The 13277-nt window shown below is 63.9% G+C and carries 12 protein-coding genes; 10 read left to right on the forward strand and 2 right to left on the reverse strand.

The window, feature by feature from the left end:
• Position 1: 1 nt before the first annotated feature.
• Genes ABIE32_RS03325 through trpC form a run of 4 tightly spaced genes read left to right on the forward strand, consistent with a single transcriptional unit; the run spans position 2 to position 3017 of the window.
• Complete coding sequence (locus tag ABIE32_RS03325; RefSeq protein ID WP_429013927.1) at positions 2–574, forward strand: anthranilate synthase component II; 573 nt, start codon at positions 2–4, stop codon at positions 572–574.
• A complete protein-coding gene (locus ABIE32_RS03330; RefSeq protein WP_429013930.1) occupies positions 574–1083 on the forward strand; it encodes a DinB family protein in 510 nt (169 codons plus the stop codon). Before ABIE32_RS03325 ends, ABIE32_RS03330 begins: the two co-directional genes overlap by 1 nt.
• A 42-nt stretch (positions 1084–1125) precedes the next feature.
• A complete protein-coding gene (trpD, locus tag ABIE32_RS03335; RefSeq protein ID WP_429013932.1) occupies positions 1126–2160 on the forward strand; it encodes an anthranilate phosphoribosyltransferase in 1035 nt (344 codons plus the stop codon).
• A 14-nt stretch (positions 2161–2174) separates the two neighbouring features.
• A complete protein-coding gene (gene trpC / locus ABIE32_RS03340) occupies positions 2175–3017 on the forward strand; it encodes an indole-3-glycerol phosphate synthase TrpC (RefSeq protein ID WP_429013935.1) in 843 nt (280 codons plus the stop codon).
• Between the two features lie 25 nt (positions 3018–3042).
• Here trpC and ABIE32_RS03345 read toward each other — a convergent pair whose 3' ends face one another.
• Positions 3043–3423, reverse strand: coding sequence for a DUF5329 domain-containing protein (locus ABIE32_RS03345; protein WP_429013938.1), 381 nt, complete (start codon positions 3421–3423; stop codon positions 3043–3045).
• Positions 3424–3792: 369 nt separating this feature from the next.
• Here ABIE32_RS03345 and ABIE32_RS03350 point away from each other — a divergent pair, with 369 nt between their 5' ends.
• The 3 genes from ABIE32_RS03350 to ABIE32_RS03360 all read left to right on the forward strand — a co-directional run bounded on the left by ABIE32_RS03350 (position 3793) and on the right by ABIE32_RS03360 (position 8506).
• Positions 3793–5898, forward strand: a complete 2106-nt coding sequence (locus tag ABIE32_RS03350) for a TonB-dependent receptor (RefSeq protein ID WP_429014256.1) — start codon at positions 3793–3795, stop codon at positions 5896–5898.
• A 41-nt stretch (positions 5899–5939) separates the two neighbouring features.
• Positions 5940–7736 carry an enterochelin esterase domain-containing protein gene (locus ABIE32_RS03355; RefSeq protein ID WP_429013940.1) on the forward strand — a complete coding sequence of 599 codons (1797 nt, stop codon included), beginning with the start codon at positions 5940–5942 and terminating at the stop codon, positions 7734–7736.
• A gap of 65 nt (positions 7737–7801) precedes the next feature.
• Positions 7802–8506 carry a uracil-DNA glycosylase gene (locus tag ABIE32_RS03360; RefSeq protein WP_429013943.1) on the forward strand — a complete coding sequence of 235 codons (705 nt, stop codon included), beginning with the start codon at positions 7802–7804 and terminating at the stop codon, positions 8504–8506.
• An 80-nt stretch (positions 8507–8586) separates the two neighbouring features.
• On the opposite strand, the gene ABIE32_RS03365 is transcribed toward ABIE32_RS03360, so the two are convergent.
• Positions 8587–9501 carry a LysR family transcriptional regulator gene (locus tag ABIE32_RS03365; RefSeq protein ID WP_224153194.1) on the reverse strand — a complete coding sequence of 305 codons (915 nt, stop codon included), beginning with the start codon at positions 9499–9501 and terminating at the stop codon, positions 8587–8589.
• A gap of 362 nt (positions 9502–9863) precedes the next feature.
• Between ABIE32_RS03365 and ABIE32_RS03370 the strand changes: the two genes are divergently transcribed.
• The 3 genes from ABIE32_RS03370 (at position 9864) to ABIE32_RS03380 (ending at position 13236) form a co-directional block, all read left to right on the forward strand.
• On the forward strand, positions 9864–10871 hold the full coding sequence (locus ABIE32_RS03370; RefSeq protein ID WP_429013946.1) for a Bug family tripartite tricarboxylate transporter substrate binding protein: 1008 nt from the start codon (positions 9864–9866) through the stop codon (positions 10869–10871).
• Between the two features lie 12 nt (positions 10872–10883).
• Positions 10884–12485, forward strand: coding sequence for a gamma-glutamyltransferase family protein (locus tag ABIE32_RS03375; protein ID WP_429013948.1), 1602 nt, complete (start codon positions 10884–10886; stop codon positions 12483–12485).
• 187 nt (positions 12486–12672) lie between these two features.
• On the forward strand, positions 12673–13236 hold the full coding sequence (locus ABIE32_RS03380; RefSeq protein ID WP_224152900.1) for an HdeD family acid-resistance protein: 564 nt from the start codon (positions 12673–12675) through the stop codon (positions 13234–13236).
• The last annotated feature ends 41 nt before the right edge of the window (positions 13237–13277 follow it).

Raw genomic sequence — 13277 nt, forward strand, 5'->3', positions numbered from 1 at the left:
GATGAAAAAACTGTTGATGGTCGATAACTACGACAGCTTCACCTACAACATCGTTCAGTACTTTGGCGAATTGGGTGTCGATGTGGTCGTGGTGCGCAATGACGAAACCTCGCTCGACGAGATTACCGCCCACCAACCGGACTGGCTGGTGATATCCCCCGGGCCCTGCAGCCCGGCGGAGGCGGGAATTTCGGTGCAAGCCATCCAGCACTTTGCCGGCAAACTGCCCATTCTTGGCGTGTGTCTTGGCCACCAGGCCATTGGCGCAGCCTTTGGCGGCAATATCATCCGCGCGGTCCAGCAGATGCACGGCAAGACCAGTGTCATCCACACCACGCAGCAAGGCGTGTTTGCCGATCTGCCAGAGGAATTCACCGTCAACCGCTACCACTCGCTGGTGATCGAGCGCAGCACCTGCCCCGATTGTCTGGAAGTGACGGCGACCAGTGAAGACGGCGAAATCCAGGGTGTGCGCCACAAAACACTGCCGATCCAGGGCGTGCAGTTCCACCCCGAGAGCATTCTGACCGAGCATGGCCACGCCATGCTGAAGAACTTTCTGGAGCAGCGCTGATGACTGGCGCCGCCGTCCTGGCTTCGCAATTTGCGTACAAGCGCTGGGCCAACGAGGAATTGGTGCAATTGGGGTTGGCGTCGCAGCATCTGCTCTCCGCCGATGAACTGCGCCTCTTCACCCGCATCCTCAACCACACCTGGGTGGTCGATCAGATTTTTGCTGCGCACATGCAGGGTGCCGCGCACCACTTCGGCTCGACCAATACCGAGGACACACCAACGCTGGCCGATCTGCAGGCACGTCTGGCCCGTTCCGACGCACAGTTGGAACAGTACGTACAAGACCTGCAGGATGCGCAACTGGGTGAGCTGATCCGGTTCCGCTTTACCGACGGCGATACCGGCAGCATGACGCGCAGCGAAATGCTGCACCACCTGATCGTGCATGGCACCTACCACCGAGGGGCGGCCGGACGTGTTCTGGCGCCTCATGGCGTGGCCTTGCCACGTGATTCACTCACCACCTTCTTGCACCGGCTGGAGCCGGGGCGCCGATGGCAGGCCTAGCTTCCATTTGCCTCACTCCACTTGAATGTTCTAGGAATCTCCATGTCGATTACCCCCCAGGAAGCGCTGCAGCGCACCATCGAGCACCGCGAAATCTTCCACGATGAAATGCTGCATCTGATGCGCATGATCATGAAGGGCGAGCTCTCGCCGGTGATGACGGCATCCATCCTCACCGGCCTGCGCGTCAAGAAGGAAACCATTGGCGAGATCAGCGCGGCTGCCGAGGTGATGCGCGAGTTTTCCAACAAGGTGCATGTGAACGACCGCACCAACCTGGTCGACATCGTCGGCACGGGGGGCGACGGCGCCAACACCTTCAACATCTCCACCTGCTCCATCTTCGTGATCGCGGCTGCTGGCGGCAAGGTCAGCAAGCACGGCGGGCGCAGCGTATCGAGCAAATCCGGCAGTGCCGATGCGATGGAGGCGCTGGGCGTCAACATCAACCTCGCTCCGGAACAGATTGCGCAGAGCATTGCGCAGGTGGGCATCGGCTTCATGTTCGCGCCCAACCACCACCCGGCGATGAAGAACGTGGCGCCCGTGCGCAAGGAGCTGGGCGTGCGCACCATCTTCAACATCCTGGGCCCCCTCACCAATCCGGCGGGTGCGCCCAACATCCTGATGGGTGTGTTCCACGAGGATCTGGTCGGCATCCAGGTGCGCGCGCTGCAGCGCCTAGGCGCCGAGCACGCACTGGTGGTGTACGGCCGCGACGGGCTCGACGAGATCAGCCTGGGTGCTGGCACCCTGGTGGGCGAGCTGAAGGACGGTGTGGTGCGCGAGTACGAAATCCACCCCGAAGACTTCGGTATCCAGATGGTCGGCACCCGTGCTTTCCGCGTGGACAACCCTGAGGAGTCCAAAGCCATGCTGCTGGGCATTCTGCAGGGCGAAAAAGGCCCGGCGCGCGACATCGTCTGCCTGAACGCAGGCGCGGCGCTCTATGCGGCCAATGTGGCGGAATCCATCGAAGACGGCCTGCGGCGCGCGCGCGAGGCAATCGACACCGGCGCTGCACTGGCCAAGCTCAAAGCGCTGGTGGCATTCACCCAGCAGTACGCCAACGCCTGAAGAAAGTAATACCTATGTCCGATATCCTGAAAAAAATCTGCGACGTCAAAGTCGAAGAAGTCGCTGAAGCGAAAAAGCGCTTGTCGTTTGAAGGCATGCGCCGCGATGCGGAAAGCCGCGCTGTGACGCGCGATTTTGTAGGGGCCTTGCGCGCCAAAATTGCAGCCGGTGAGGCGGGGGTGATTGCCGAGATCAAAAAGGCGAGTCCGAGCAAGGGAGTGATTCGTGCAGACTTTGACCCTGCCGACATTGCTCAAAGCTACATGGTGGGCAATAGCAACAACAAGGCCAAAATTCACGGTAACGCGACGGCGGCTTGCCTGTCGGTGCTGACGGACCGCCAGTTCTTCCAGGGAGAGCCCGACTTTCTGAAGCAGGCGCGTGCCAGCACTTTGCTGCCGGTACTGCGCAAGGATTTCATGGTCGATCCCTATCAGATCTATGAATCGCGGGCGATGGGCGCCGACTGCGTACTGCTGATCGCTGCCTGCCTGGATGATGCGCAGATGGCCGAGATGGAGCAGATCGCACGCGGCCTAGACATGGCCGTGCTGGTGGAAGTGCACGACGGGGCTGAGCTGGAGCGCGCCCTCAAGCTCAAGACGCCGCTGGTGGGCATCAACAACCGCAACCTGCGCACGTTCGAGGTGGACATCCAGACGACGCTCGATCTGCAAAAGCACGTGCCTGCCGACCGCCTGCTGGTGACGGAATCGGGCATCATGACCCGCGACGATGTGAAGACCATGCGCGATGCCGGTATCAACGCCTTCCTGGTGGGGGAGGCGTTCATGCGTGCGGATGAGCCGGGCGAAGCGCTGGCTGCCTTGTTTGCCCATCCGGTCGAACGCGCTTAATTTACTATCAAAAAAAGAGCTGGTGCTATTTTCGGGCGCGGATCTGCTCCAGTTGCTCGGTAAACCACTGCTTGCTGTCGATCTCGGGCTGGCCGGGGCAGCGCACCCGGTAGGGTTTGCTAGACATGCTGCTTTGGCTGGCGGCGTGGTCGATGAAGGCTTCGCTCGTGGGCACCAGCTTTTTCTTGAGCAGATAGTCGTACTTGCCCTGCAGATGCTGGCTGGCCTGTTTGGCGTTGTACCAGCTGCCGTTGCGGTTGAACTCACAGCCGGATGTGAGCAGGGCCGAAAACAGGCCGTCAATTTCGATGGCCGTGGCGGCTTGCGTTGTGGCATGCACCGAGGCAGCTGACAGGCAGGTGGCGGCCAATGCAGCCTTGGCGAAGGTGAGAATGGAAGATGGCATGCGCAGATATTGCCGTGAACTGCTCCTTTACGCTGTAAACCTGTGTTAACATTTTATTGAGAATTATTCGCATTCATTGGTGCGAATCGCCACAGCATGCCATTCTGCTGCTCTGCAGGGGGCCCTTGATGGCGACTCGCACGCTCGCCTCAGCCAGGCAGACTTCTGCCGTGCCCAGCCAGCAGGCTTGATCCATCTCCCCACCCAGCGATTGCTCTGACGACCTGCCAGCCGTACCGGGTAGGGCTGTGTCGTCTTCGCGCGCCGGGCGGGTGGATAGATGGAATGACACCATCGCCGAGGTCTATCTTGAAAACCAAACTCTTGAGCGCGCGCAAGGCGCGTCGTCTGCATGGCGTGGCTGCTGCCATGCTTGCCATCTCTCCTGCCGCATGGGCGCAATCCGCACCCCTGGCCTCCTCTTCTGCGCAAAATGTGCCGGAGTCCACCTTGAGTGAAGTCAAGGTGCAGGCCGCGCAAGACAAGAGTCAGCTGCCGCGCCTTGCGCCCGGTGGCCAGGTGGGCAAGGCTGCAGGCCTGGGCCTGCTGGGCAATGTCGACACCATCGATGCGCCCTTCAACATCACCGCCTACAGCAGCGAACTGATGCAGGACCAGAATGCATCCACCGTGGCCGCCGTGCTGGAGAACGACCCCTCGGTGCGCTTTACCACCAACACCGGTCACATCAACGAGAACTACCTGATCCGCGGCTTTGACATCAACGCCAGCGAGGTGGCCATGAATGGCCTCTATGGCATTGCGCCGGACAGCAACATCCCTACGGAGTTCATTGAACGCGTCGAGCTGCTCAAGGGGCCGGGCGCATTGCTGAGTGGCATGTCTCCGGCAGGCGGCGTGGGCGGCGTGGTCAACATCGTCACCAAGCGGCCCACTGCGCAGCCGCTCACACGGGTGACAACCTCCTTCACTTCGGGCTCGCAATGGCAGGCGCATGCCGATGTGTCGCGCCGCTTCGGGCCCGAAAACCGCCTGGGCATCCGCTTCAACGGCCTGCTGGGCAATGGCGAGACCTCGGTGGGCGACCAGAAACGCCGCCGCAACCTGGGCGCGCTGGCGCTCGATTACCAGGGCGACCGCTTCAGCCTGGGGCTGGACGCCTACCGCTACCGCGCACACATGAACAATGGCAGCCCGGTGATGGTGAGCTTTGCCAAGATGGACCACCTGATCGCCGCACCCGATGGCCGCAACAACCTGTTCCGGGGTGTCAATTCGGTGGTCGAGAACGAAGGCGTGGTGCTGCGTGGCAGCGTTGACCTGAATGACCGCTGGCAGTTGTACGGCAGCGCGGGCCGCGCGCTGCACCACTACGAAGGCCAGCCCACGGGCACGCGCGTGGTGCTCAATGCGGTGGGCGATGGCTCGGCCATCGGCCAGACCTACAACCTCGAAGGCTTCACCAACACCACTGCCTGGGAGACCGGCGTGCGAGGCAGCTTCGAGACCGGGGCGGTCAAGCACCAGGTGGTGGTGGCCTACAACTTCATGAACCAGAAGAGTGGCCGCGCACTGCCGATCACTGTCAGCCCCAACTACACCACCAACATCTACGATCCGGTCGACCCCATCCTGGCACCGGCGCGCCAGGGCATGCGGCGCGAGAACGACAACGACATCAGCAGCCTGGCGCTGGCCGATACGCTTTCGTTCGCGCAGGACAAGGTGCTGCTGACGCTGGGCCTGCGCCACCAGCGCGTGCACCAGAAGATGAAGGGCTACGACGAATCAGCCGTGACACCCGCTGTGGGCCTTGTCGTCAAGCCGTGGGGAGACGACGTATCGCTGTACGCCAACTACATCCAGGGCCTGAGCCCAGGCGTAGAAGTGGGCTCCACCTACGCCAACGCGGGCGAGGTATTTCCGCCCTACAAGACGAAGCAGATGGAGATGGGCGTGAAGTGGCGTGCTGGCGCATTCACCAATACGCTGGCGCTGTTCCAGATCGAAAAACCATCGACCGTGATCGACAGCGCAACCAACACGCTGCAGCTGGGCGGCGAGCAGCGCAACCGGGGCGTGGAATGGAACACCTCGGGCGAGGCGCTGCGTGGCTTGCGTGTGCTGGGCGGCATCGCCTACCTGCAGCCTCGGCTGACGGGCACGCAAGGCGGCAAGAACGACGGCAACGATGCCTTTGGCGCGGCGCGCTGGACGGCCAACCTGGGTGGCGACTGGGACATTCCGGGCCTGCCCGGCGCCGCGCTGAGCGGCCGCGTGGTGCACACCGGCAAGCAGTGGGTCAACGCCGCCAACACCTTGCGCGCCCCGAGCTGGACGCGGGTGGACCTGGGCGCGCGCTATGCCACCACGATTGCAGGCAAGAAAACCGTGTTCCGCGCCAATGTGGACAACGCCTTTGACCGCAAGTACTGGGCGGGCGCCTTTGCCGACAACTTCCTGACCGTGGGCGCACCGCGCACCTACCGTGTCAGCGCCTCTGTGGATTTTTAAGAATGATAGCTACGAGCGCTTTACTGATGTGCGCCGACACCTTGTCTTATCCGAAGTCATGGCGCAAATCCGCGTGCCGCATCGCCGCCGTACTGGCGGCTGCCAACCTGCTGGCGGCTTGCACTCCGAGCCACCGCATGAATACTGAAACCGCACCATCGACCACCCAGGCCTCTGCGTCCTTTTCCATATTGGCAGTCGGCACGGCCGTGCAAGGAAGGCTTGCACCGGGCACGCAGCAGCGCTGGCAGCTCGACGCCCGCGCGCTGCCCGCAGGCAGCGTGGTGCGCGGCGAGATCGATGCCACCGGTCTGCAGCTGGATGTGCAGGATGCGCAGGGCCGCCACGTGCGGCGCCTGCTGGGCAAGGATGCCAGGGGCGAAGGCTTTACCTGGCAGGTACAGGCGGGCGAGCAATTGGTGCTGAATGCCAGCGATGCCGCGCATGTGGAGTATGTTGCTTCGAAAAAGATAGCTGGTGACGCTCTACCTGTGGGAGAAACTCCAAGAATCGGCCAATACCGCCTGCTGCTGGAGCAGGCCTGGCAGCCTGCCGCAGACCAGCAGGTGAAACTGCCTGAGAGCCCGTTGCGAAGCCCACGTCTGCAGGCGCTGGCCCAGCAGTTGCAGGCCGGAGGCAATACCGATGCCTTCTGGCGCGAAGTGGCGCAACAGGGCGCGCCGTTGGTCGAGCCATGGAGCGAGCGCGAGCGCCTTGTCACCTTTGTGTGGCGCGGCGCGCAGCACAGTGTGCGGCTGTTCGGGTCGCCCAGCGGCAACCATGAGTCACTCCAGCGCATGGGCGCGTCCGACGTGTGGTGGGCCAGCTTTGTGATGCCGAGCGATGTGCGGCTGAGCTACGGCTTTGCGCCCGATGTACCCAATATCGATGCCCCGGCGCTGGAGCAGCGGCGCAGCATTCTCGCCACCTTGCAGCGCGACCCTTTCAATGCCCGCACCTGGGGCGCAGGAGCAGACGGCGCGCCGCCAGTGGATCGCTACCAGGGCCGCTCTGTGCTGCAACTGGCCGATGCGCCGCCCCAGCCGTGGGGCCAGAAGCGCGCAGGCGTGCCGCGCGGCGATCTGCAGCGCCACTGGTTTACCTCGCAAGCCCTGGGCAACGGGCGCGATGTATGGATCTACCGCCCGAAGGGCTGGTCGCAGGCGCCAGCGGCGCAGCGCAGCGTACTGGTGCTGTTTGACGCGCACGCCTACCTGTACGACGTGCCCACGCCGCAGATCGTGGACAACCTGGTTGCCGACCAACTGGTCCCCAGCACCGCCGTGGTACTGGTAGCCAATGCCAGCAGCGCGCTGCGCGGCAAGGAACTGCCGCCCAACCCTGACTTTGCCCGCATGATGGGCGAGGAGCTGATGCCCTGGCTTGTTGCGCAAGGCATCGAGGTGCCTGCGGCGCGCACGGTGCTGGCCGGGTCCAGCTATGGCGGCCTGGCCTCCAGCTATGTGGCGCTGCAATACCCCGGGCGCTTTGGCAAGGTGCTGAGCCTGTCGGGCTCGTACTGGTGGGCGCCCCAGGGCGAAGCGCCCAATGCACTGGCCCGCTGGTGGGAGGCCGCGCCCCGCCTGCCGGTGGCGTTCTACTTTGACGCGGGCCGGTATGAAAGCGCACGCGGCGGCCAGGCGGGCATTCTGGAGACCAGCCGCACCCTGGGCGATGTACTGCGCGCCAAAGGCTACCGCGTGACGCAGGTAGAGCACAGCACGGGTCACGACTATGTGCACTGGCAGGGCTCGCTTGCCTGCGGACTGGTGGCGCTGTTGCAGCCTGCCAGCTGGAGCCGGGTGCAGGAGGCATGTGCGTCTGCAGGCGCACACTGAGCATTGCGTTTATCCCGACCGCCCTGTACCTTGTATCAGACTGGCAAGTGCGCACAAAGTGCACAATGCGGCCCATGCAACTGACAACCGAAGCCTTTCACAACCACCAGGTCGCCCCGGGCTGGCAGCCCGTGGTGGACGCCTTCTTTGCAAGCCCCAAGGGCCAGCAGCTCACGCAGTTTGTGCAGCAGCGCCTGGATGCGGGCGCGGTGATTTTCCCGCCGCAACCGTTGCGAGCGCTTGAGTTGACGCCGCCCGAGGAGGTGCGCGTGGTCATTCTGGGGCAGGATCCGTACCATGGCCGGGGGCAGGCCGAGGGGCTGGCCTTTTCGGTGGCGCCCGGTGTGCGCATGCCTCCGTCGTTGCAGAACATCTTCAAGGAAATGCAGCGCGACCTGGGCGTGCCGTTTCCGCCGTTTCCCGAGCCCGGCGGCAGCCTGGTCAAGTGGGCGACGCATGGCGTGCTGCTGCTCAACACCTGCCTCACGGTGGAAGAGGGCCAGGCTGCCAGCCACAGCGGCAAAGGCTGGGAGCAACTGACCGATGCCGTCATCCAGCAGGTGGCAGAGGGCGACAGGCCGGTGGTCTTCATGCTGTGGGGCAGCCATGCGCAGAGCAAACGCGTCTTCATTCCGCAAGACCGGGGCCATCTGGTACTGACCAGCAACCACCCGTCTCCGCTGTCCGCGCTGCGGCCGCCGGTGCCATTTATCGGCAACGGCCACTTTGGCAAGGCCAAGGCGTTTCGCGAGGCGCAGCAGGCCGGTTAGTTCTGCAAAATTTCGAAGAAATTGGCTGATTGCGTATGTTGGATAGGTGCCAGTAGCTATTAAAAAAGGAGCGTCTGGCGTCAAGGCGCCAGTTGCGCCACCAGCAACTCCAGAAACGCCTTGGCCGCCACCGGCAGCTGGCGTCCGGCCAGCGTCTGCACTTCGATGTCGCGCAAATCCATGCCCGCATCGGAAAGCGGTCTGGCGACCAACAGGCCCGCTTCCAGCATGTGCCGCGCGCCCACCTCGCTCGATACGGTGACGCCGCCGCTGTGCAGCACAAAGTTCAGCAAGGTCTTGGCGTGGTTGGTGGTGAGCACGGCATCGAGCTGCAGGCCCTGGCGGCTGCAGGCGAGGTCGATCATCTGGCGAATGGTGGTTTCGGCTGGCGGCAGCGCCAGTGGATGGCGGGCCAGATCGGCCAGTGTGAGCGTGGCTTCCCGGGCCAGTGCATGGTCGGGCCGCAGCACAGCCAGCACGGGGGCGCTCTGGCGGTAGACCACGGCAATGTTCTGCACCGGCGACATGCTGAAACGCAGGCCGATGTCGGCATCGCCCGCCAGCACCCGGGCCGAGACCTGCAAGGTCGGCACCATGGTCACCTCAAATCGCACGCCGGGATGCTGGCGTTGGAAGGCGGCACAGGCCTGCGGCACCAGCTCGTTGGCAAAGGCGTCGGAGGTGGCTATGCGCACCGTGCCCGCGCGCAGGCTGTCGAGCGCGTTGATGGCATCAATGGCCTGCTCTGCGTCGAGGCTGATGCGGCGCGCCAGTTGCGCCACGATGAGCCCGGCCTCCGTGGGTACCATGCCACGCGCATGGCGCTCGAACAGGGGCGTACCCAGCTGCGCCTCCAGCCCGCTGATCTGGCGGCTGATGGCCGAACTGGCGACATGCAGGTTGGCTGAAGCTGCACTGACCGTGCCGCACTGCACCACCTCAAAAAAATAGCGCAGGGCGGTGTCTTGCAGGTGCGAAGGATGGCGCGTGGGCATGGCGGTGTTGCTGAAAATATGCTGATTGCAATTATTGTATTGCCGAATCGGCAAACACCCCTTGCCAAATCAGTGATGGCGCCTTGCAGCCGCTGCTTTTACTATCAATGCCTTGAATTGATTCAGAAGCACCACACCGCAGCGCACACAAACACCCAGGTAGGCGCGATGGCTGGCGTTAAGCACGCAGGGCCAATGGCGGGGCAGGGCTTTTTGGTATCCGGTACTTGCGCGGTACGCCTTCGGCGCCCCGCAGTGCCTCGTTGTCAGCCACGCTTTTCCCGCTTTTCTGCTTTTTCAGCCTTCTCATGCCACGCACTACCACTCCATCTCTCTGCTCCTTCCATAGCCCTCAGCCGCACATGCAGCGCTCTCCATCGCGCCGGGGCGCAGTTGCCGCTTTGCTTAGTCTCATGGGCCTGGCCGCCTTCGCGGCGCTGCCGCAAGCTGCGCTGGCGCAAGGGGGGGGCTGGCCCGACCATGCCATCCGCGTGATCGTGCCCTTCCCGGCGAGCGGCGCCACCGATCTGGTGGCGCGCGTGGTGGCCCAGAAGGTGGCGCACGAGCTGGGCCAGTCGCTGGTGATCGACAACCGCCCGGGCGCAGGCGGCACCATTGGCACTGCAGAAGCGGCCAAGGCGCCCAACGATGGCTATACGCTGCTCTTTACCACCAGCAGCACGCATGCGATCTCTCCGCACCTGATGCCCAAGCTGGCCTACAAGGCAGACAAGGATTTCACCCCCATCGCCCATGTGGCTGATGCCGCCAGCGTGTTGCTGGTCACGCCGTCGCTGCCCGTCAAGAATGTGCAGGAGCTGATTGCCTACGCCAAGGCCAACCCCGGCAAGCTCAACTACGCCACCAGTGGCAACGGCACGATCGTGCACCTGAATACCGCAGCCTTTGCGGCGCAGGCGGGCGTGCAGCTGACGCATGTGCCTTACAAGGGCACGGCGCAGTCCATCAGCGATCTGGCCACCGGCCAGGTGCATATGCTGTTCGACTCCATCCCCACGGGCATGCCGCACGTGGCCAGTGGTCGCCTGCGTGCGCTGGCGGTGACGAGCGAGCAGCGCACCAAGCTGGCGCCTGACCTGCCCACGATTGCGGAATCCGGCCTGCCGGGCTATTCGTCCGTCACCTGGTTTGGCGTGTATGGTCCCGCAGGCATGAAGCCCGAACTGGTGGCCAAGGTGAATGCGGCTTTCAACAAGGCGATCCAGACGCCGGAGGTGGCCGCCAACCTGGCCAAGCTGGGCGCCGATGTGGTCAAGCCTGGCACGCCTGCGCAGTTTGCCGATATGGTGAAGGCAGACAGCGCGCGCTGGGCCAAGGTCATCAAGGACAACCACATTACTTTGGAATAAGAAGGCAAAGACATGACAACCATCCGTGATTGGGCGCTGCCCTATGCATCGCACCGCTCGTCGGTGCTGGGCCGCAATGTGGTCAGCACCTCGCAGCCGCTGGCGGCGCAAGCCGGCCTGCGCATGCTGCTGGCCGGTGGCAATGCGGTGGATGCCGCGCTGGCAGCCGCCATGGCCCTGACGGTGGTGGAGCCTACCGGCTGCGGCATTGGCAGCGATGGCTTTGCCATCGTATGGGACGGCAAGGAGCTGCATGGCCTGAACGCCTCGGGCCGCGCGCCCGCAGGCTGGACGCCCGGGTACTTCGACAAGCTGGGCGGCATTCCCGAGAAGGGCTGGAACGCCGTGACCGTGCCGGGCGCGGTGTCGGCCTGGGTCGAACTGTCCCGCCGCTTCGGCAAGCTGCCCTTTGCGCAGGTGGCGCAACCGGCCATCGACTACGCGCGCCATGGGTTTGCCGTCTCGCCCACCATCGCCAGGCTGTGGGAGCTGGGGCTTGCCAAGCTGGGCGATCAGCCCGGCTTCCAGGAATGCTTTGCTCCAGGCGGCAGCGCGCCCAAGGCGGGCGAGGTGTTCAAGAGTGAAGCCCATGCACAGACCCTGGAAGAGATTGCCGCCACCATGGGCGAATCCTTCTACCGGGGCGCGCTTGCCAAGAAGATGGCCGCGCACAGCCAGGCCAACGGCGGCGTGATGACCGTCGAAGACCTGGCCGCGCACCGCTGCGACTGGGTGGGCACGGTCTCCCAGCCGTTTGGCGATTCGGTGATCCACGAAATTCCTCCCAACGGCCAGGGCATCGCCGCGCTGATGGCGCTGGGCATGCTCGATAGCCTCGACATCGGCAGCGACCCGCTGGACAGCGCGGAAACCGTGCACCTGCAGATCGAGGCGATGAAGCTGGCGCTGGCCGATCTGGCGCAATACAACGCCGACATCGACCACATGCGCGTCAAGCCGCAGCAGGAGCTGCTGAACCCCGCCTATCTGGCAGAACGTGCGCAGCTGATCGACCGCAGCAAGGCCCGTGTGGCCAGCTATGGCGCACCCCGTCCCGGCGGCACGGTGTACCTGTGCGCGTGTGACGAGAGCGGCATGATGGTGTCCTTCATCCAGTCCAACTACATGGGTTTTGGCTCGGGCGTGGTGGTGCCGGGTACCGGCATCAGCCTGCAGAACCGTGGCGCGGGCTTTACCACCGAGGCAGGGCACGCCAACCAGGTGGCGCCGGGCAAACGGCCTTCGCACACCATCATTCCTGCGTTTGCGATGAATGCCGACGGCACGCCGCAGATGGCCTTTGGCGTGATGGGCGGGCCGATGCAATCGCAAGGCCATGTACAGATGGCGGTGCGCGTGCTGCGCTACGGCCAGAACCCGCAGGCTGCTGCCGACGCTCCGCGCTGGCGCGTGACCGGGGGCAACAAGGTCTCGGTCGAGCCCGGGTTTGATCCGCAGGTGGTGGAGGCGCTGCGTGCGCGCGGCCATGAGATCACGGTCGAAGAAGGCAATGGCGTGTTTGCCTTTGGCGGCGCGCAGCTGATTCAGCGAGAGGGCGGCCACTACATCGCGGGCTCCGACCCGCGCAAGGACGGGCAGGCTGTTGCCTACTGACCAGGAGAACACACCCAGCCAGCGCCGCAGTGCCATTGCCTGCGGCGTTTTTTTTGCCCCGGCAGCAGCCATATGTAGCGGGCAGGCCACGGCACAACCCCTGGCAGGGCAGGTCGCGGCATTGGACGACGCGCCGCCCGCGCAGGCCTTTGGATAATCGGATGGTTTTATCCACAAGGAGTGAACCATGGCTACCAATCTTCCACTGTCTGATTCATTGCGGCACACCGTCGGCCGCAGCTGGTGGGTGATCTTGCTGTTCGGCATCGTCTCTGCGCTGTTTGGGGTGATGGCGCTGGTCAACCCACTGTCGATGGGCGCGAGCATGACCTGGGCCATCGGCATTCTGGCGGTGGCAGAAGGCGTAGTGGGTCTGATTGGCGCATTTGGCAAGAACGCCGGGGTTTCGCGCGGCTGGATGATTCTCTACGCGCTGATTTCGCTCGCCTTTGGCGTGATGGCGATCGCCAACCCGGTCTCGATGGCGGCCAGCATCGTCATGGTGATGGCGGTGTGGTTCATCGTCTCGGGCGTGATGCGCATCGTATTTGCCATCCGCGTGCGCGAGGAGATCGACAACGAGTGGATGCTGATTCTGGGCGGCGTGCTGGGCGTCATTCTGGGCGGTCTGATGCTGGCCGCGCCGCTGGCTGGCCTGATCGTCGGCGTGATCTGGATTGGCGTGGGGGCGCTGGTGTACGGGCTCTTGCAGATTTTTGCAGCCTTCAAGGTGCGCAAGCTGGCGTCTTGATGCGTAATGTGCTGTGACCGTTTCTGGCCCCGCCTTGGCGG

Source organism: Comamonas sp. 4034, assembly GCF_050434545.1.
In the GTDB taxonomy this organism is placed as follows: domain Bacteria; phylum Pseudomonadota; class Gammaproteobacteria; order Burkholderiales; family Burkholderiaceae_C; genus Comamonas; species Comamonas odontotermitis.